The sequence below is a fragment of the Flavobacterium sp. DG1-102-2 genome (assembly GCF_033042555.1).
Lineage (GTDB): Bacteria > Bacteroidota > Bacteroidia > Flavobacteriales > Flavobacteriaceae > Flavobacterium.
This window is the reverse complement of the sequence record NZ_JAWLIK010000015.1, coordinates 42,515-63,494: the sequence shown is the minus strand read 5'-3', so window position 1 is coordinate 63,494 and position 20,980 is coordinate 42,515. Positions and strand designations below refer to the sequence as shown.

Below are 20,980 nucleotides of genomic sequence, written 5' to 3'. Positions count from 1 at the left end.
GATTGGTTTTACATCATTGAATAGATATCAGTTTCGGTATCTTCAGTCAGAACCGCATTGGAAACTTCTTTTTGATAGTGTCCGATGCTGGTTTTTTCTTTTTTGGTTTGTTTCTTTTTACTTGTTTCGACACCAGGTATTAAAGGGCTTCGTAATCCATAGTCTTCCGCTGTCCTGCCATATTCTGCAAGTATGCTGTCCATTTTATCACGTTCCTGTATTCTGATCTCGTTGTTTTTGTCGAGAACCTTCTTAATGAAAGCAGCTTCCCATTCTTCTTGTTCCTGCCTGCCTCTATGAATTTCAATTTTTGTTTCGGCAGCAGCTACACGTTTTAATCCAAGAGGTGTATCTACATACAGATGAATTAAAGTCATATCATCAGGGTCATACTTCACAATAAATTTCCTGTCAATGTTTTCACGTAGCCACATGATATCAGGCTCTCTATTGTCATCATACACGAGGTAGGTATATTGCTGCTTTTTCTCTGTGAAGCTGATACCGTAGGCTGTGCAGGTAACAGGCTTATCACGTTGAATCCAAAACATATTGACCATATCCCATATATTAACTTCAGGACTTTCAGGGTTGTGACTATTTAAGTAAGTTTCTAACCTTGATATCTTTGTCTTTGGATGCGGGGCCTGATTCCATTCTTTACGTCTTTTCTCATAAATTTTCTTCACTTCTTCAAGTGTTGGCAGTTCTGACTTATTGCGCAAAATCATTTCCATATTTACTTTGCTCTCATTTTTCTTAGCCTGGATATTTTGACCAGTAAAAAACCAATCCTGTTTTAAATATTCCATCTGAAATCTGTAGAATGCATTCTCTATGGTTTTTGATTTACCGTTGTAAGGCATTGTGTTTGCACATATCCTTGATAACTTCCCTAAGAAGCTATTAGCTTCAAGCTTTTTATGACCGCCCTGGTTATCAAACTTAATTTCGTAGGGTTTGTGACCTGCAATCTGTAATGCCATTTTATAAGCTTGATATTGGGCTTCATAATCTTCAGTCTTGCTAATATGGTAACCAAGAAATACCTCGCTGTAAGCATCAAACACCTCATAAACCTGACAGGTAAGCATTTTGCCATTTTCCTGATAGTAATAGTTCATTTTGGTACCATCACTATACCATAAACTGTCACGCATGCTTGGTAGTTTAGTAGATATCTGAAGACTATATCTTTCCTTGCTTTTTATATGCCCGAATCTGAAGGCATACCATAACGGTTCTATTTTCGGGTCTTGAAGGAAATTAATTAGTGTTTGTTCAGTTTTTACTTCCTTCCAACCATGTTTAACAGCCTCATCATTGTACTCCCTGTGTAGTTGGGCGTGAGTAGCGCATCGTTTCACCTGATCACACCACCTTGCCAATACCCAAGGCTTAGCATCATCACTAAGCTTTTCAGAATTCTTATGGCAGAATCCTTTATGTATAAGTGATTGGTAACCTTCTACTTTATAAACTTTAAGTTTATCCTGTAGGCGGCGGGGATTAGTGGGTAAAGTGTGAGGCCATGTATGTAAAGGCAATTCACTTACTACCTGTGCAATCTTTTCCCACGGCTTTGCTTTACCGCCTAACGCTTTACGCTTACTCATTGTCGTCGCAAGAATTATATCTATTGCATTCAGCACTTCGGCATTAGCGATATATTCGGCAATGTTCTTTTGTGGTAAAGCTTCCCCGTTTTCTAAAGTATAATCATTGAAAAACTCAACAGCAGCAGAATCAACTTTGATATAATCACGAAAGATTATGTTTTTAGCCTTTTCGTTAGGGTCGCCTGCAAGCTCAATAATCCTTTTCTTTAAATCAGGACGGATGCTTTCAAATTCTATAAGCGCGGGTGTCTCTAAGCCTCCGCCTCTGCGGACTACTTTTAGCTTCTTACGTTGCGTAAGGCTTTTATAAGTGTTTTCATTATTGAGAACGTTATCTATAAGCCAGTTTCCACGAACGCATAACGTATTGTTGTAATACTCGTACATAAGCCTTACTTATTAGTGATTTTTTCCACTGTCTCATCGACTACTTCATTCAATTCTTTTACGCCTTCTTTATAGTCCTTTGAAATGCGGTCAGGCACAATACCTGAACGGTCACCACGAAGGCATTTTCGTACGTAATCAATTGTAACTCCGTAACGTTTGGAAACAGCTTCAAGGATTTTCTCATTGTACTTGTTTCTTTTTTTCGTTTCTTTGTCCATTCTCTTTTTTGTCTTTTGGTACAGGACAAATATAGTAGAAATTTCCACCACTGTATATAATATAGCAGAAAAAATGACTAATGTAAAGGAACGTATATTGCAAATACCTGAATACAAAGGAATTGGCAAAGAAAAATTTTTTGAAGAAATAGGCGCGACCTACGGAAATTTTAAAGGAAAGTCCAAAAATTCCGCAATAAATTCTGACGTGTTGGCGGAAATTACCGCTAAGCATCCTGATATTAATATGAATTGGGTGCTAACTGGTATTGGTGATATGATTCTTACGGAGGAAAAAACTTCTAATTCATCTAAGCAACCGATCAATTTAAAAGTGAGAGAAGCCGAACCAGTACTACAAAGGATGCCATCCGTTGTAACTACTGATAATTCTGGACGCGATAATATTGTTTTAGTACCAGTCAAGGCAGCAGCAGGCTACCTAAATGGTTATGGTGACCCTGATTTTATTGAGAAGTTGCCAACATACAGCCTTCCAAATATTCAAAACGGTACATTTCGTATGTTTCAAGTAGGGGGGCACTCTATGTTCCCAACTTTGCATAATGGTTCTTATGTTGTTGGTCAGTTTGTAGAAAACTGGGTTAAAGATATCAAGGATGACAGAGTATATGTTATTATTTCTAAAAACGATGGAATCATAGTTAAACGATGTTTAAACAGGATTAAAAAATATGGTAGTGTTTACTGTAAAAGCGATAATAGAAAGGAATATCCCAGTTTTGCAGTACTTCCCGAGGATATAATAGAAGTGTGGGAATACAAAATGCATTTAGGCTTTGAGTTGCCAAATCCTGCCGATTTGTATGATAGAGTTTCCGATCTTGAGGCAAAAGTGCATTTTTTAGAAAGTAAAACAAATAAAACTTTGCCTAACAATCAGTAAAACAGCAAGATAGCTTAATTTATTGATGTTTTTTATTGGTCATTATGGGTGTGGATTCTCTGAAAAAGTGCCATTTTTGGATGATTATTTTACTATATGGATATTCATTTACTATAAATTCATAGTGAAAGTGCATACCCAAATGCATACCCAATCGCATACCCATCATTAAAATGTACACATTATCTAAGGTATAAGCAAAAAGAGCCGACCTTTGTCGGGTCAGCTCTCTAAAATAGTATTTGAACGGTGATTAATCGGTCTTTAATAACGGCTAAAAGCTTGCATATACGGGCTTTTAAGGTAATTAGTGGTAGATATCGGCCTTATGTGGTAAATAAGTGTTTAAATGCGGTAGAATTGCTTTTATTGAATGGTAGCTAAACGGTACTTAATGGTAATTAATGTACGATTTATTTTTTTGGAAATTTCGACCTTTTTTGTTGTGAAGTCCTTATTTTATTGGCGTTTTCGACCTTTTTTAGAATTAACTATTTAGTACATTTCATTATATAGCCCTTATGTGAAAAAAATTGAGGGTTTCCCTTATCCTGAAGATTTTTTCAAAAACCCTACTAAAAACTCATATATACCGCACCCCACCGTTTCTTTTGTCATAAAGGGCAGAGCAAGCGCATTTTCTTCCGGTGGCCACACGTACATTGTTAATAAAAACAGTATAGGTCTTTACGATAAGAATTTTAAACATGAACAACAGTTTGGATACAAATACAAAGACTCATCTCAATTTTTTTCGCTAAAAGGAAATCTATATTTATTAGGCGAGAATAATAATTACGCCATTTGTACATCAAAAGGCACCTTCTATAAAAATTTTGATATTAAAACCGGAAAAGCACCCAGGATATACAGCAACGCTTTTGCAGAGCAAACCTTTCTATACTCTGGAAACAAGCTGTACCACATTCAAAACATAGACGGAAAGCTAAAAACCCGATTAATATTTGAAGATTTTGATTGTGAAAGCAGTAATATAGTATCAATATATTTTGACCTGCAAAACGAGATATTGTTTTTAGGCAGTACTAACAAAGGTCTGCTTGTCGTCAAGAAAAAGCTTTTTGAGCATAATGCAACAAGTTATTATCATCCTTCCGGTACCGACGACGTATACTACGCCATGGAACAATATGCTCCGGGAAGTATATTAACATCTACTGGGGAAATATTTAATAAAAATGGCACATCAGCTATTATTGACATAGGAAACTATACAGATAAATACACGCTGATTATAGACAAAAATGGCGACGTGTGGACAAAAGAGCACGCTATATTATCGCGATTTACAAAAAGCAGCGGGTTTAAACAGCGCAAAGAATGGGTTTTTAAAAACACTATATCTGCTCTCGCAAAAGGCAAAGATGGCAGCATATACATAAGCGTGTTTAACGAAAGTGGAAAAAAAGGTGGCTTTTTGTACAACTTTAAGCCATGGACCCCTAAAGTAGCCCCTAAAAAGTTAATGTACCTTAGCGCGGCTGCCTCTGAAATAAAAGACGTTAATGGAAATGATCTCTGGGCCGGTTCATGGAACGGGCTTTACAAAATAAACCTCAGGAAGAAAAGCTTTAAAAAAATTAAGCAAATTGGAAATGTACATGTACGTAACATCTATATGCCTAGCAGCAACGAACTATGGGCATGTACTTATAACAAAGGCTATTTTTTACTAAAAAACGGTAAAGTAACAAAACTACCCCTGGACAGCAAAGCATACCTCCAGACGGCGCATTGCATTATAGAAGACAAGTCAGGTTACTTTTGGATAACCACAAACAAAGGCATATTTCAGGTAAAAAAACAGGATCTCTATGACTATGCAGATAACAAGATCAAAAGCATATACTACCATATTTATGATAAAGACATCGGCTTTAAAAATAATGAGTTTAACGGGGGGTGTAATCCCTGCGGAGTATATGCTGATAAAGAGATCGTTTTCTTTCCTTCTATGGATGGCGTTGTCTATTTTAACCCTGCCTATATTGAAAATAGAGAACCCCTAAACAACATTTATACTGACGAAATAAGAATTGACAACAAAAGGTATTCTGTACAGGATACATTAGTTTTCGGCCGCAATTTTGAGCGTATTCAATTTTTACTCTCCAGCCCTTTTTACGGAAATCCATACAACCAGAATATTGAAGCAAAACTGGAAGGCCCTGTAGAACAGGATTGGGCCGCCATTGCCGATAATACTGCCTCATTTTCAACATTGCCGCCAGGAGATTACATCTTTACAGCAAGAAAATTAGGAGGCTTTGGCTCAAAATACATTTACACAACAATTCACTTTTATATAAACCCTGCTTTTTGGCAAACCAAATGTTTTACGGTATTTCTTATTATCGTGATTCTCCTTTTAGGATATGGTACATATGTGCTGAGGGTGCGTTATATAAAACATAAGAACATTCAGCTTGAAAAACAGGTCATACTAAAAACAGAACAGCTGTATGGTACTATCGCAGCTTTGCGCAAAACAAAAGATGAACTCTCTGCCCAGGTTACAAACCACAAAAATTTGGTAACCACAATTACCCACGACATAAAAAGTCCGCTTAATTTTATGGCAATAACAGGGAGATACCTGTTTAACAATATAGACAACCCAAAGAAAACAGCTAAAGAAGACATTAAGGCAATCTATACGTCTTCACAGCAGCTTTACAATTTTGTAGACCAATTTTTAGTATACGCAAAGGAAACAGACAGTAATAATGACGAGCCAAAGCCTTACAGCCTGTATGTGTTAGCCCAGGAAAAACTGGCGTTTTTCAAGAATATTGCGTCTGCAGAAAAAACAATGCTTATAAATAGTGTAGATCCTAACCTGAAGATAAGTATAAACAGGCATTTGCTTTCCATAATACTCCACAACCTAATCGACAATGCGGTTAAAAATACGTTTGACGGAAAAATAACCACAAAAGCGTCACTAAGTAATGGAAAACTACAAATTAATATTACAGATAACGGGAACGGAATGGATCCTGAAAAAGCTAAATACTACCAGGATTTGTCTACAAAAGCGTTAACAGCAGAAAAACAAAATAGTATTGGCCTTCACATAATCATTAATCTTCTGGCAATAATGGACGGAGCATTACTCATAGAATCTTCGCGAGGTAGCGGCACATCTGTAACAATAACCTTTATGCAGTAAAATTAGCTTATATGGAGTTTGTATTTTTCAGCAAGCATAACCACATTAGTTACACCTAGTTTTTCAAAAATCCTGCTTTTGTAAGTACTTACAGTAGACATGCGAATATCCAGCTTGTTGGCAATTTCAAGATTACCCTCGCCTTTTACTAACAGTGCCGCAATTTCAAGTTCCCTGTTAGAAAGGGCGTCGAGAGGATTTACGGTAAATCCCGCTGAATTGCCTTTAAGCTCGTTTTTAGAGTAAATCCCTCCATTAATTACAGTAGTTACGGCCTCAATAATCTTTTCCTCAGAACTCAGCTTATTAAGATAGCCACTTGCACCCGCCTGTATATAACGTAAAGCATATTGATCTTCATCGTATGCTGAGAACATGAGTATTTTGACCTCAGGATCAATTGCCTTACATTCAGTAATCATGCTAACTGTATTACCATCAGGGAGATTGATATCCAGCATAAGCATATCGTAACTCCTCGTTTCCAGCATTTTTAACGTTGAAGAAAAGTTTTCACTATGATCTATTGATATATCTTCAAAAGTATCGCGCAATATCAGGGACACACCCTGTCTTACAACACTGTGGTCATCAGCTATTAAAATCGTCATGTAAAATATTTCTTTAGGTTTTTTGGGTAGCTTAAAGATAAAGACTTATTAAGAAACAATTGTAGTGAAATAATCCTACAACACGATCCTGAAAGAAAATATCTCCATTAAAATATCTAAAAAACTAAAAATCAAACACATAACTTTTAGTGAAATATTTGTTAAAAATTTAAAATCAGTTGATGAAATTTCGAATTTTTTAGTGTCCCACTATGTATTTAACATATTTATTCAGAATCAAAATTGCATTACTATTCCTGCAAAGTAGATTTTCAGTATCATCTTCCATCAAAGGAAGCCTTAATCTCCCACCATTTTAACTTCCTGAAACCGGTTATATTTTCCTATGTATGCATTTAGTAAAAATACTTTTGCTTACTTTTAATAATTCAAACCAAACAACTTTAAAAATAACTATGGCCTATACAGATAAAATGCTTCGCGATAATGCGCTTCAGGATAAAGTAATTGTAGTTACCGGCGGCGGAAGTGGCCTTGGCGAGTCTATGACAAAATATTTTATGGAACTTGGCGCCAAGGTAGCCATTACATCGCGCGATCTTGAAAAGCTAAAAACTACAGCAAAAGAACTTGAAGAACAAACCGGCGGAAAATGCCTTGCTGTACAGTGCGATGTGCGCCATTATGAAGAAGTAGAAAATATGCTGCAGGCAGTACTTAATGAATACGGGAAAGCCGACGTATTGCTTAACAATGCTGCCGGTAACTTCATCTCCCCTACAGAGAGGCTCTCGGCAAATGCTTTTGATACGGTAATAGACATCGTACTAAAAGGTTCCAAGAACTGTACACTGGCATTTGGAAAACACTGGATTGATACCAAACAGGAAAAATCTACCATCCTTAACATAGTTACTACTTATGCCTGGACAGGATCAGCTTATGTGGTGCCAAGCGCAACTGCAAAAGCAGGGGTTCTCGCAATGACGCGAAGCCTTGCTGTAGAATGGGCTAAATACGGTATCAGGACAAATGCAATCGCTCCGGGGCCATTCCCTACAAAAGGCGCATGGGACAGACTTCTGCCCGGCGATTTAAAAGAAAAATTTGACCTGGCACAAAAAGTGCCGCTTAAACGTGTGGGCGATCATCAGGAACTTGCAAATATTGCAGCCTATCTTGTTTCAGATTTTTCGGCCTATGTAAACGGAGAGGTAATAACGATAGATGGCGGAGAATGGCTTAAAGGTGCCGGACAATTTAATTTACTCGAAGCTATACCCGAAGAAATGTGGGACATGCTTGAGGAAATGATCAAAGCAAAAAAGAACAAATAAATTTAAACAACTGCAATATATTCTGTTTTTTGAGGGTTTATACACTCTTAAAAAACAGAATTTTCATTTACATTCAACTATAAAATACCATTCGGACACTTTATTATCAACCATTCGTGCCTGAAAAATATTTAATTCTCAATTATTTTGTTATTTTTTTAACAAGAACAATAATCATTTAATTTTTCAATTTATTATTTAGACTTAGTATAAATAAATTTTTATATTTGCCACGAAAATTTATTCTTAATCAATCTAAATAAAATATCATGAAGAAAAATTTACTTTTGGTTGCTTCATTATTTGTAGGTTCTATTGCCATTGCTCAGGAATGTGCGGCGGTAGCTACTCTGGATGAAAACTTTAGTGATTTCACCGTTGCTCAGCAAAATGCATTTCCGCAGCAATGCTGGACAGCTAATTCCGGCTCCCCATTAATGTACACTGCACAAACAGCAGACGATGTGTATGCAGTTTACTACAACGGAATGGTACCTAACGCTACAGGATACCTTGTTACCCCTGAGCTTTCTACAATAGATGGTAACCACCAGTTATCTTTTGATACTTACAGAATCGCAATGGGCGGACAGGTTCCTGCCGGAGATGTAACTATCCAGGTAGGTACACTTGCTGTTGCAGGAGATTTTACAACATTTGTTGCTTTTGGAGATCCTATCGCTGTAACTGCAACTTCTACAAATCATGCGAATATCGTAGTAACTGCAGACGCTACTCAAAAATTCATTGCATTTAGAATTAGCGGTACAGGAAACCACAATGCTACTGCAATTGATAACGTAATTTGGAATGAAGTTCCTGCCCCTGCCTGTACAGCAGTTGCAACATTCAACGAAGATTTTAACGACTTTACCGTAGCACAACAAAGTGCCTTCCCACAAAACTGCTGGTCTGCTAACGCTGGATCTCCACTAATTTATACTGCTCAAACAGCTGATGATGTTTATGCAGTTTACTACAACGGAATGGTCCCTAACGCTGTTGGATACCTTGTATCTCCTGAAGTTTCTACACTTGATGGAAATCATGAATTATCTTTCGACACTTACAGGATTGCAATGGGTGGACAGGTTCCTGCCGGAGATGTAACTATCCAGGTAGGTACACTTGCTGTTGCGGATGATTTTACAACTTTTGCTGCTTTTGGAGATCCAATCGCTGTAACTGCAACTTCTGAGACACACGCTAATATCGTTGTAACAGGTGCTGCAACTCAAAAATATATCGCATTCAGAATCAGCGGTACAGGAAACCACAATGCTACTGCAATTGACAACGTAATATGGAGTGAAGTTCCTGCTGTAGAGTGTACAGCGGTTGCTGATCTTGATGAGAACTTTAACGAATTTACAGATCTTCCTGAAAACTGCTGGTCTGCGATTGCTGCTAACAGCGGTCCTTTCTTAAGTATTGACAACGCAGAAGGAAGCGAAGACAAATACATCTCTTTCTACAGCTTTACCGCTGTAAATGTAGCTGCAACTATCGTAACTCCTGAGCTTACAACAATTGGCGAAAACTACACGTTATCTTTTGATGCAGGATTAAACCCTCAAGGCGCTGCTGGTATTGTTACTGTACAGGTTGGTACACTTACAGATGCTGCTGACGCTGCAACATTTACTGCTATAGGCGAGCCGATAACTTTAACTGCAGAGATGACAACTTACCCTAATATAGCTGTAACTTCAGGTAACGGAAACTTTATCGGATTTCAGGTATCTGCAAACGGTGCTCACGTAGCTGCATTCCTTGATAACGTTAAATGGCAGGCAACTGCTGGTACAGGCGATTTCAACAAATCAACTTTCAGCATCTTCCCTAACCCATCTACAGACAAAAACGTTACAATCAACCACAACCTGGAGGCTAAAGGAACTGTAAACGTTTACACTCTTACAGGTGCTAATGTATTTTCTGGCGAGCTAAGCTTAGGCTCTCAAAACCTAAACCTTTCTGCTCTTTCAGGAGGTGTTTACATTGTTAAGATACAATCTGGAAACTATTCAGAATCTAAAAAACTGATAATCCAATAAGGATCGAAACCATCCAAATACTATTTAAGCCCTGCATAATAATGCAGGGCTTTTTTATTTGTCTATTGTTAACAAATTCCGTTTTCATAAACCATAAATAATTGTATTTTTACGGTTCAAAATTTACAAACATAAATGGGTAAGATTATTGCCATAGCCAACCAAAAAGGCGGCGTAGGAAAAACAACAACTTCGGTAAACCTTGCCGCAGCGCTTGGTGTACTTGAAAAAAAAGTATTATTGATTGATGCTGACCCACAGGCTAATGCAAGCTCAGGTCTCGGCATTGATGTAGAGACCGTAGAAATAGGCACCTATCAAATCCTGGAACACAGCAATACACCCGATGAAGCAACCATAGAATGCAGCGCTCCTAACGTAAAAGTTATCCCTGCACACATTGACCTTGTAGCTATCGAGATAGAACTTGTAGATAAAGAGAACAGGGAATACATGCTTAAACAGGCGCTTGAAAGCGTTAAGGAAAAGTATGACTATATATTAATTGACTGCGCTCCGTCTTTAGGTCTTTTAACGCTTAATGCGCTTACAGCGGCAGACTCAGTTGTAATTCCTATTCAATGTGAATACTTTGCACTTGAAGGGCTTGGTAAACTTTTAAATACAATTAAGAGCGTTCAAAAAATACATAATCCGCAGCTTGACATTGAAGGATTGCTGCTAACGATGTATGATTCACGCCTTCGCCTGTCTAATCAGGTAGTGGAGGAAGTACAAAAACACTTCCATGATATGGTATTTGACACCGTAATACAGCGTAACGTTAAGCTAAGTGAGGCGCCAAGCTTTGGCGAAAGCATCATAAACTACGACGCAACAAGCAAAGGGGCAACAAACTATATTAACCTCGCAGAAGAGATTATAAAGAAAAATACAGTAGTACAAGAGTAGGTTTATGACAAAAGCAATTAAAAAACAAGCACTGGGCAGGGGTTTATCGGCATTGCTAAAAGATCCTGAAAACGATATCAAATCGGTAGATGATCAAAATGCAGATAAAGTTGTAGGCAATATCATTGAGCTTGAACTTGATGCCATAGAAATAAACCCGTTCCAGCCGAGGACTAATTTTAACGAGGAAGCCCTAAAGGAATTAAGTACATCCATAAAAGAACTGGGTGTAATACAGCCTATCACCGTAAGAAAGCTTGATTTTAATAAATATCAGCTTATATCAGGAGAAAGACGTTTGCGTGCATCAAGACTGGCAGGCCTTGAAACGGTACCTGCTTACATACGTATTGCAAACGATAATGAGTCGCTGGTAATGGCACTTGTTGAAAATATTCAGCGCCATGACCTTGACCCTATCGAGATTGCTCTTTCTTACCAGAGACTTATAGACGAAATACAACTTACACAGGAGCAGATGAGCGACCGTGTAGGCAAAAAACGTTCTACGATCGCAAACTACCTTCGTCTTCTTAAGCTGGATCCAATCATCCAGACAGGAATACGCGATGGTTTTATATCTATGGGACACGGTCGTGCCATCATCAACATCGAAGACCATGATGCACAGGCTGATATCTACCAAAAAATAGTTAGCGGCAACCTTTCTGTAAGAGAGACTGAAGCTTTGGTAAAAAGCTACCACGAAGGCGTTAAGCCTTCGGTAGAGAAAACCGTAAAAGCAACATCTTTTGATGTAGAAGACACGCAAAAAAAAGCATTTACAAACTTTTTTGGCGCTAAAGTAGATGTTAAGGTAGACGGCAAAGGAAAAGGAAAAATCACGATTCCTTTCCATTCAGAAGAAGACTTCAACAGGATAATCAAACTTATAAACGGCTAGTGAAAAAGCTGTCAATCATATTCATATCGCTATTTTTCCTCTTTTCGTTGAGTGCAAAGGCACAAAACGAACAGGAACTCGTTATTGATAAAGACACCACTAAACTACCTGTTAATTATCCACCGCCCAATCCTTTAGCCCCGGCTAAAGCCGCATTCTATTCGGCTATATTTCCCGGAGGCGGACAGATCTATAATAAAAAATACTGGAAGCTCCCTCTTGTATACGGTGCTATGGGCGCAAGTATATATTACTATTCATGGAATAATAAAAAATATCACGAATACAGGGATGCATACAAAGTAAAAATAGCAGGAGGAACTCCTAAAGGGTTACTCGCAGACCTCGACGAGCAGCGCCTTATAAGCGGACAGAAATTTCATCAAAAGAACCGTGACCTTTCGGCCCTGCTTACTGCTTTATTTTATGTAACGCAAATAGTAGAGGCCAATGTAAACGCGCACCTGATGCAGTTTAACGTTAACGAAAATCTTTCTTTGCGCCCTAACATACAGCAAAACGACATTGACTACAAATATAACATGGCGCTAAAATTTAGTTACCAATTTTAAAATATGAAAATCGCTTTATTAGGATACGGAAGAATGGGAAAGGTAATCGAAAGGGTTGCTTTAGAGAGGGGCCATGAGATAGTACTACGAAAAGGGTCTGGCAACTCTTTTGACGGCCTTGAAAATGCCGATGCTGCCATAGATTTCAGTATCCCCGATGCCGCTGTAGGTAATATTTCAGCCTGCCTTAACAGCAATATTCCGGTGGTATCAGGAACTACGGGATGGCTGGAAAAGTACCATGACATCGCAAAATTATGTGAAGACCGCGAAGGGGCCTTCATCTATGGATCTAATTTCAGCCTTGGCGTAAACATTTTCTTTGAACTGAATGCCCATCTTGCTAAAATGATGAGCAACCTGAAACAGTACAAAGTTTCTATGGAGGAAATCCACCACCTGCAAAAGCTTGATGCACCTAGTGGCACAGCCATATCATTAGCAAAAGACATCATAGACAACTCAGATTATTCCAGCTGGGCATTGGAAAATGCCAAAGAAGACGAGATACGCATAGATGCTAAACGCGAAGAAAGTATACCGGGCACGCACAGCATATTCTATGATTCTGAGGTTGATTCCATCGAAATTAAGCATACAGCACATAATCGCGAAGGCTTTGCACTGGGCGCTGTTGTTGCTGCAGAATGGCTTGCCGGTAAAAAAGGCATCTATACCATGAAAGATGTTCTTGGTTTATAGTAACATTTTTACCAAATAGTATACTTATTATAAAAAAATACGAAAGATGACACTATTACAATGGTTTATATTTTTTCTTGCTGTACAGGTTGTACACTTTTTAGGAACCTGGAAACTATATGAAAAAGCAGGCCGCAAGCCTTGGGAAGCCGCAGTACCGGTATATAATGCAATAGTACTGATGCAGATAATCAGAAAACCACGCTGGTGGACTATCCTGTTATTTGTTCCTATTGTTAACCTTATCATGTTCCCTGTAGTTTGGGTACAAACACTTCAGGTATTCGGAAAAAGATCTGCTACAGATACTATCCTTGGCATAGTAACACTAGGTTTTTATGTTTACTATATTAATTATACAGGCAATGCCCAGTACGACCCTGAAAGGGAAGTAAAAGACAGTACACTAAGTTCGCTTCTTTTTGCAATTGTTGTGGCAACCATAGTACATACCTATGTAATACAGCCATTTACGATACCTACATCATCATTAGAGAAAACCCTTTTGGTAGGTGACTTTCTTTTCGTTAGTAAATTCAATTACGGGGCGCGTACGCCAATGACGACAGTCGCCGCGCCTATGGTACACGATACCATTCCTTTTATCAATAAGAAATCATACAGTAACTGGCCTCAGCTGCCATATTTCAGGTTTCCCGGCTTTGAAAAAGTTGCGAAGAATGATATTGTAGTATTCAACTGGCCGGCAGATACTGTAACTAAGTTCTTCGACAGATCGGCTGTTGGGCTTAGAAAACCGGTAGACAAAAAATCAAACTACGTGAAACGCTGTGTAGCAACGCCGGGAGATATATTCTCTATAAAAGACGGCTTTGTTTATATTAACGGCAAAGAACTAAAACTGTCAGACAGGGCTAAACCTCAATACAACCATACTATCTATTCGAAAAATGGTATTAGCGGACAAATATTAAAAGACAACGGTTCTACTGAATTTAACCGTTCTTACATACTTAGCAACGTAACGAGCCAGCAGCAACTGGATGCATTAAGGCCATTTATGGCTGCATACCCTAGCCAGAATGCCGATGCCACTATTACATTCATCGCTAATCAAAACGGACTACCTGCAAACGTTACTGCCGGTATGGGCATTACCGCACAAGAAGTTTTATTAAATACAATTGAGGCTAACCTTACACTTAAAGGGGCAGAAAACATACGCCATACAACAGGTGTAGATTCTGTTGTTCGTTTTATTGAGCGCCAGCCTACCAAGAGTGTTTTCCCATACACTAAAGACTGGAACCAGGATAACATGGGGCCTTTTACCATCCCTGCTGAAGGCCAAACAGTGCACCTTACGACAGAAAACCTGCCTTTCTACAAAAAGATTATTGGTGAGTACGAAAAGAATGACCTTAAAGTCATTGGCAGCGAAATCCGCATAAACGGACAAGTAGCAACATCATATACATTTAAACAGGATTACTACTGGATGATGGGCGATAACCGCCACAGGTCGGAAGACAGCCGTTACTGGGGCTTTGTTCCTGAAGATCACATAGTGGGTAAACCGGTATTCATATGGATGAGCCTTGACCAAAATGAGTCATGGAAAAACATCGGAAAAAAAATACGCTGGGAACGACTGTTCACAACAGTAGGCGGAAGCGGAGAACCGGTTTCTTACTTTAAGTTCTTCCTTGTTGCGCTTGCACTTTGGTTTGCCGGAAGTTACTTTTGGAAAAAGAAGAAAGCTAAAGAAACAGTTTAATTTGTTGATTTGAGGATTTGGTAATTTGATAAATTGTTATGTATACTTATTCTTTTGAGAAACTCGAAGTTTGGATTGAGTCAAAAGAGTTTGCAAAGACGATTTATCAAATTACTTTCTCTTTTCCAGACTCTGAAAAATTTGGTTTAACCAGTCAGTTAAAAAGAGCATCAGTTTTAGTGTCTTCCAATATTGCTGAAGGCTCTGCCAGAAATTCATTTAAAGACAAAGCCCACTTTACAACCATCGCTTTGGGTTCTGCTGAAGAAATCATTAACCAATTGATCATAGCTTTTGAAATTGGTTTTATCTCAATAGAAATCTATACAGAATTACGTAAAAAACTGGAAAGCATTACAAAAAAACTTAATGCACTACGGAACTACCAAATTCAACAAATAACCAAATAATCGAATAGACCTGATGAACATCCTCATCCACCCTACTTATTTCCCTTCAATAAGCCATTTTGTGGCAATAGCTAAATCCGACACGGTAACTTTTGAAGTGGAAGACAATTTCCAGAAGCAGACCAATCGTAACAGGATGTACATTTACAGCCCAAATGGACTGCAGCTTTTAAACATTCCTGTTAAGCACGGATCCAGACCACAGCAAAAGTTTAAAGACACCAGGATAGAGCAGGCTTTTGACTGGCGTAAACAGCATTTTAAATCGCTTGAAGCAGCGTACAGGACTTCGCCCTTCTTCGAGTATTTTGAAGACGATATAAGGCCGCTGTTTGAGAAAAAACACGAATTTATGATGGATCTCAATTTTCAGGCAATGGAAATTGTTACATCTTGTCTTGGAATGGATTTCAATTACGATAAGACCGCTGAATATTTTCACGATGTACAGGAAGGCCTTGAAGATTACCGCTATCTTGTTAACGGGAAAAAAGATACTGCCCAATTTGAACCTTACACACAGGTCTTTGAAGAGAAACATAATTTCCTGAATAACCTGAGCATACTAGATCTTTTATTTAACGAAGGCCGCTATGCTATGGAATACCTTAAAAAACAGGAGCTATAATCACTTCTCCTCCTTTTCAAAGCAAAGGCGTGTCATTACAGGAAAATGATCTGAATTTTCAAAGGTATCAAATGTAGTGTACTGCTTTACATCAATATTTTTATCGGCAAAAATATAATCTATCCTTGCAGGGTAATATTTGTAGTTGTACGATTTACCAAAGCCATTTCCAGCCTCTTCAAACGAATCTTTCATCTTACCCTTTACGCTTCGGTAAACGTATGAAAACGCACTATTATTAAGATCGCCGCAAATGATCATAGGATATTTGCATTCGCTCTTATGCTTTTGTACTAGTTCTGCCTGTAACTGCTGTTTTTTAAATGCAGCACTCAGCCTCCTGAATATAATCTTAGATTTCTCTTCGTCAATAGTTTCGTGAATATCAGGGCTTATCTTTATTGACTGCAAATGCATGCTATACACACGCAGCGTGTCCCTCCCCTTTTTGATATCCGCAAAAACAACATTGTTTCCGCTATCGGGAAATTCAATATGTCCGCTATCAATAATAGGAAATTTAGAATATATCGCCTGGCCTGAAATTCCGTCACGCCCAAAGATAAATTTATGCCTGTATCCTTTAAATTTTACATTACCTCTTTTTGTATACTCCTGAATACATACAATGTCAGGATTTTGTTCTTTTACAAATTCCATTATTTTCTGAGGAATGTCCGTATCAGGAAGCCACTCATAAAGATTAAACATCCTTACGTTATAACTCATGAGTGTAAAGTCGTCCTTATCCTCCGGCAGGTCTTTAGAGGAGAATTTATAGCACTTACTTATAAACGTAATCCCTAGTAAAAGTACAAGTCCGGAAAGCAGCATCTGCCTTTTGGTTTGCAGCAGCCAATAGAGGAAAAACATGAAGTTAAGTATAAGCATCAGCGGCATTACCAATGTAAATACAGAAAGTATTGGAAAGAGATTTGGTGCCAGGAAAGGTAAAATATATGCAATGAATGTCAGTACGGTAAGAACCATATTGAGTACAAACATCATCTTGTTGAATCCTGACAGTTTTTTCATGTAGTAACGCTTCTAACCAAAGCTACTTAATTATTTTCCAACTTTAAATAAAAAATCTTTTTCTTCTTTGGTAAGGCTGTCATATCCTGATTTGCTTATTTTATCCAGTATATCGTCAATCTGCTTTTGGGTTATGTCTTTTAGCGGCTTCGTCGCGGCCTTTTCTGTAGGTGAAGGATTTCTATGCACCTTTTTGAATGGTGTCGCCTTTTTTGGCTTAAACAGATTAGCAAAAAAGTCTATTACTGCCGATACGCCTTTACTAAGATCTGTACCGTTTTGCAATAACTTAATATATACAAAACCAAAAAATGCCCCGGCAATATGTGCCAAATGCCCTCCGGGATTTTCAATAGATATGTTGATCAGGTCAAGTACCAAAAACACCACGGCTATATGCCACAATTTTACATAACCTATCAGCATTAGACGTACCTCATAAAGAGGAGAATATGTAGTAACCGCAAACAGTATTGCCATTACAGAAGCCGAAGCACCCGTAAGGCCTGCTATATGTCCTGTAAAGGCAGGAATAAATGAATAGCCTAGTATATAAACGAACCCTGAAAAAATAGCCGAGAGAATATAAACCCCTAACAGCTGCTTTTGCGTAAAATAAGTTAAGAATAACCTGCCTACAAAAAACAACATAAGCATATTAAACAGCAAATGGAAAAATCCTGAATGCAGGAAAGCATACAGCACTATAGACCAGGGTTTCCATGCCAGATCTGCAATATTGCTTGAAAGGCTAAACCAGTCGCCCGTGTAAAAATTACCCGACCAGTCAAACGCAGAAATATCTACATGGAATATTTTACAAATACTAAACGCCAATACCGGTATAAACAATGCTATGTTCCAATATATAAGCCGTTGCGTAATGCCGCCTATCCTGTATTCCATCTTAAGATCGTCAATAATACCCATAGTATTAATTCCAGCGATTATTGTTAAACTCGTTCTTTTTCCAGTACCACATCATGATGAATCCTATCAAAGCACCGCCAAGGTGGGCAAAATGTCCTACGTTATCCGTTGTAGCCCCGCCGAATATTGACTGACCTTTTACACCTAAAAATAAATCCAACGCTAATATTCCAGGAACAAAATATTTAGCCTTTATCGGGATGGGAACAAACATCATCATAAGTTCAGCATTAGGCACTATGAACGCAAACGCCACAAGTATGCCATAAATTGCTCCCGAAGCACCACTTGCAGTTTCATGGTTTGCAATAGCCGCCTGAAACAAGGCAGAAAAATTTTCACTGTTTAACAATTGCAGTTTGCCTTCTTTGCTTATTATAGGCACAATTTCTTTTTGAAAAAGATCACCTTTAAAATAAGCTCCATCAGAAAAATCAACATTAAGTATCTGATGTATTGCATCCGAACTTAAATTTAGGTCTGCAGCATCTTTCAAGTAGTAACTAATCTCCAAATAGTTAATCCCTAAATGCATAGCCGCTGCACCGAGTCCACAAGACAAATAAAAGAATATAAATTTCCTTGGCCCCCAAACTTCTTCCAGCAATCCACCGAAAGAAAATAAGGCAAACATATTAAATAGCAAGTGCAAAAAGCCTGCATGCATAAACATACGCGTTATAAGTTGCCAATAATGAAACTGATCATTACAAACAGAATGTGCAACGAGATAAGTTTGTGCAGCAGGGCCCACCAGGTAACTGCCTATAAAAAATATAACATTAATAATGATTAACTGCTTAACAGTTTCGGTGATACGCATCATATAGCAAAACGTTTATCAAGGTCTTCCACACTTACCGTAATGAAAGTAGGTTTATTAAAAGGTGATATTCCGGGCTCTTTGCAGGCAAAGAGCGAGTTAACCATGTTTTCCTGTTCTTTTTCAGACAGTGCGATTCCGGTTTTTATCGCCAGGCTTCGCGCCATAGACTTTGCAATGCTGTCAGTCTGGCTGAAACTACTGTCAGGAACTTCCTGCTGCAGGTCGTTTATAAGCTCTTCTAAAAGTATAGAAACCTCACTTTCAGCGACATTCACCGGAAGGCCGGAAACCACAACATGGTCATTATTGAACTCAGCAAAAACAAAGCCAGTATTCTCTAAAGCACCGCGCATTTCTTCAACAAGATCAAGCTCAGTTTTATTAAAATACAGTGTTAACGGAAAAAGCAGCTGCTGGCTGGCAGCATGATGCACCGTAATACTGGTAAGAAACTGTTCATACAATATGCGTTGGTGTGCCCTTTTTTGGTCGATGATCAAAAGACCCGACTTTATAGGGCTTACGATGTATTTTTTATGTATCTGGTAGGTTTTCTTAACCGCCTGTTCAACATCATTATCGTTAAAAAGCGAACCGGTAACTTCATCCGATTCAAAGCTCATTTCGGTAACCGTTTCAATATCCTGAGCGGCTTCGGTCAGTCCTGTGTAAAGACTTTCCCAAACAGGCGCTTTCTCTGCTTTTCTGAATGAGGATGATGAAGAAAAACTACCGGAAAAGAAACCACCTGAGGAAAAACCTCCCGAACCCGATGACCCGGAAGTAGCTCTCGAGGGCGCTTCTTCAGCAAAAGGATTATAGGTTCGGTCTACCTGAACTACTGGCATAACGGCTTCTTTACTCTCGTAATTGTAGGGCGTATCAAGATTGGCATCACGGTCAAAATCAAGTACCGGCGCTACGTTAAACTGTCCCAGACTATGTTTTATAGCCGAACGAAGAATGGCATAAAGCGCATGCTCGTCGTCAAACTTAATTTCGGTTTTCGTTGGATGGATATTGATATCTATCGTGTTTGGCGGAACAGTAAGGTACAGGAAATAACCCGGCTGGCATCCGTCTTTCAGCAGGCCTTCATAGGCTGCCATCACTGCATGGTGCAGGTAACCACTCTTAATAAAACGGTCATTGACAAAAAAGAATTGCTCTCCCCTGTTTTTCTTGGCAAACTCCGGTTTAACCACGAAACCCATTATATCAACGATCTCTGTACTTTCCGATACCGGAACAAGCTTTTCGTTAGTGCGCCCGCCAAAGACATTTACAATGCGCTGGCGCTGGTTAGAACCCGGCAGATTGAACATTTCGCTGCCGTTATGGAATAATATAAATCCGATATTGGCATGCGCCAAAGCAACGCGCTCAAACTCATCTACGATATGGCGGAATTCTACCGTATCGCTTTTAAGAAAGTTACGCCTTGCAGGTATGTTGAAAAAAAGATTTTTAATAGAAAACGAAGTCCCCCGTGGCAGTACAGCCACTTCCTGAGAAATGAATTTACTCCCCTCAATAACAAGGTGGGTACCCAGTTCGTCCTGTTCCTGCCTTGTCTTAAGCTCCACATGGGCAATAGCCGCTATAGAAGCCAGTGCCTCTCCCCTAAAACCTTTAGTATGCAGTGAGAATAGGTCTTCGGCATGGCGTATCTTAGATGTAGCGTGGCGTTCAAAACAAAGGCGCGAGTCGGTTACGCTCATGCCCTTACCGTTGTCTATTACCTGAACGAGAGTCTTACCCGCGTCTTTAACAACGAGTTTAATTTCTGTAGCCCCGGCATCAACAGCATTTTCAAGCAGTTCCTTAACGATGGAAGCCGGCCTTTGCACTACCTCTCCGGCAGCTATCTGGTTGGCAACGTGGTCAGGAAGTAATTGAATAATACTGGACATAAGAAATAGGGAAATGTTTTATTGAGTAGCTTCAAAGTTAAGCAAATATTGTGGATGGGGAAAGGAAGGGGATTTGGAATTATTGACAAAATAGAATTTGTAAGAAACACAAAATTG

18 protein-coding genes are annotated in these 20,980 nt (G+C 38.7%); 11 read left to right on the top strand and 7 right to left on the bottom strand.

The genetic code is table 11. The features are described 5' to 3' along the window. Positions 1-8 precede the first annotated feature (8 nt). Together R1T16_RS17325 and R1T16_RS17320 are read right to left on the bottom strand one after the other, a co-directional pair. The gene (locus tag R1T16_RS17325; protein ID WP_317502393.1) at positions 9-2,006 is read right to left on the bottom strand and encodes a hypothetical protein; all 1,998 of its coding nucleotides are present in this window, start codon (positions 2,004-2,006) and stop codon (positions 9-11) included. 5 nt (positions 2,007-2,011) lie between these two features. Beyond that, positions 2,012-2,227 carry a hypothetical protein gene (locus tag R1T16_RS17320; RefSeq protein ID WP_317502392.1) on the bottom strand — a complete coding sequence of 72 codons (216 nt, stop codon included), beginning with the start codon at positions 2,225-2,227 and terminating at the stop codon, positions 2,012-2,014. A 73-nt stretch (positions 2,228-2,300) separates the two neighbouring features. Between R1T16_RS17320 and R1T16_RS17315 the strand changes: the two genes are divergently transcribed. Together R1T16_RS17315 and R1T16_RS17310 are read left to right on the top strand one after the other, a co-directional pair. Further along, positions 2,301-3,134, top strand: coding sequence for a S24 family peptidase (locus R1T16_RS17315; RefSeq protein WP_317502391.1), 834 nt, complete (start codon positions 2,301-2,303; stop codon positions 3,132-3,134). A gap of 523 nt (positions 3,135-3,657) precedes the next feature. Continuing rightward, on the top strand, positions 3,658-6,327 hold the full coding sequence (locus tag R1T16_RS17310) for a HAMP domain-containing sensor histidine kinase (protein WP_317502390.1): 2,670 nt from the start codon (positions 3,658-3,660) through the stop codon (positions 6,325-6,327). A 2-nt stretch (positions 6,328-6,329) separates the two neighbouring features. Here the strand turns inward: R1T16_RS17310 and R1T16_RS17305 are convergent, their stop codons facing one another. Then, positions 6,330-6,938, bottom strand: a complete 609-nt coding sequence (locus R1T16_RS17305; RefSeq protein ID WP_317502389.1) for a response regulator transcription factor — start codon at positions 6,936-6,938, stop codon at positions 6,330-6,332. A gap of 416 nt (positions 6,939-7,354) precedes the next feature. On the opposite strand from R1T16_RS17305, the gene R1T16_RS17300 reads away from it, so the two are divergent. The 9 genes from R1T16_RS17300 (at position 7,355) to R1T16_RS17260 (ending at position 16,159) form a co-directional block, all read left to right on the top strand. Next, entirely contained in the window at positions 7,355-8,236 is an 882-nt protein-coding gene (locus tag R1T16_RS17300; RefSeq protein ID WP_317502388.1) for an SDR family oxidoreductase, read from the top strand. Between the two features lie 269 nt (positions 8,237-8,505). Further along, positions 8,506-10,293 (top strand): T9SS type A sorting domain-containing protein, encoded by a 1,788-nt coding sequence (locus R1T16_RS17295; protein WP_317502387.1) that lies wholly within the window; start codon positions 8,506-8,508, stop codon positions 10,291-10,293. Between the two features lie 135 nt (positions 10,294-10,428). After that, positions 10,429-11,205, top strand: a complete 777-nt coding sequence (locus tag R1T16_RS17290; protein WP_317502386.1) for an AAA family ATPase — start codon at positions 10,429-10,431, stop codon at positions 11,203-11,205. A 4-nt stretch (positions 11,206-11,209) separates the two neighbouring features. Then, positions 11,210-12,109 (top strand): ParB/RepB/Spo0J family partition protein, encoded by a 900-nt coding sequence (locus R1T16_RS17285; RefSeq protein ID WP_317502385.1) that lies wholly within the window; start codon positions 11,210-11,212, stop codon positions 12,107-12,109. After that, the gene (locus tag R1T16_RS17280) at positions 12,109-12,681 is read left to right on the top strand and encodes a DUF5683 domain-containing protein (protein ID WP_317502384.1); all 573 of its coding nucleotides are present in this window, start codon (positions 12,109-12,111) and stop codon (positions 12,679-12,681) included. Before R1T16_RS17285 ends, R1T16_RS17280 begins: the two co-directional genes overlap by 1 nt. Before the next feature lie 3 nt (positions 12,682-12,684). Beyond that, positions 12,685-13,383, top strand: coding sequence for a 4-hydroxy-tetrahydrodipicolinate reductase (gene dapB, locus R1T16_RS17275; RefSeq protein WP_317502383.1), 699 nt, complete (start codon positions 12,685-12,687; stop codon positions 13,381-13,383). Between the two features lie 46 nt (positions 13,384-13,429). Next, a complete protein-coding gene (lepB, locus tag R1T16_RS17270) occupies positions 13,430-15,121 on the top strand; it encodes a signal peptidase I (protein WP_317502382.1) in 1,692 nt (563 codons plus the stop codon). Positions 15,122-15,159: 38 nt separating this feature from the next. Further along, a complete protein-coding gene (locus tag R1T16_RS17265) occupies positions 15,160-15,531 on the top strand; it encodes a four helix bundle protein (protein ID WP_317502381.1) in 372 nt (123 codons plus the stop codon). A gap of 13 nt (positions 15,532-15,544) precedes the next feature. Continuing rightward, positions 15,545-16,159 (top strand): WbqC family protein, encoded by a 615-nt coding sequence (locus R1T16_RS17260; RefSeq protein WP_317502380.1) that lies wholly within the window; start codon positions 15,545-15,547, stop codon positions 16,157-16,159. On the opposite strand, the gene R1T16_RS17255 is transcribed toward R1T16_RS17260, so the two are convergent. From R1T16_RS17255 to mutL, 4 genes are read right to left on the bottom strand one after another with little or no spacing between them, the layout of a single operon-like run. Beyond that, the gene (locus R1T16_RS17255; RefSeq protein WP_317502379.1) at positions 16,160-17,194 is read right to left on the bottom strand and encodes an endonuclease/exonuclease/phosphatase family protein; all 1,035 of its coding nucleotides are present in this window, start codon (positions 17,192-17,194) and stop codon (positions 16,160-16,162) included. Between the two features lie 30 nt (positions 17,195-17,224). Continuing rightward, complete coding sequence (locus R1T16_RS17250; RefSeq protein ID WP_317502378.1) at positions 17,225-18,124, bottom strand: rhomboid family intramembrane serine protease; 900 nt, start codon at positions 18,122-18,124, stop codon at positions 17,225-17,227. Positions 18,125-18,128: 4 nt separating this feature from the next. Continuing rightward, on the bottom strand, positions 18,129-18,950 hold the full coding sequence (locus R1T16_RS17245) for a rhomboid family intramembrane serine protease (RefSeq protein WP_317502377.1): 822 nt from the start codon (positions 18,948-18,950) through the stop codon (positions 18,129-18,131). After that, entirely contained in the window at positions 18,947-20,863 is a 1,917-nt protein-coding gene (gene mutL, locus R1T16_RS17240) for a DNA mismatch repair endonuclease MutL (RefSeq protein WP_317502376.1), read from the bottom strand. Before mutL ends, R1T16_RS17245 begins: the two co-directional genes overlap by 4 nt. Positions 20,864-20,980: the final 117 nt, after the last annotated feature.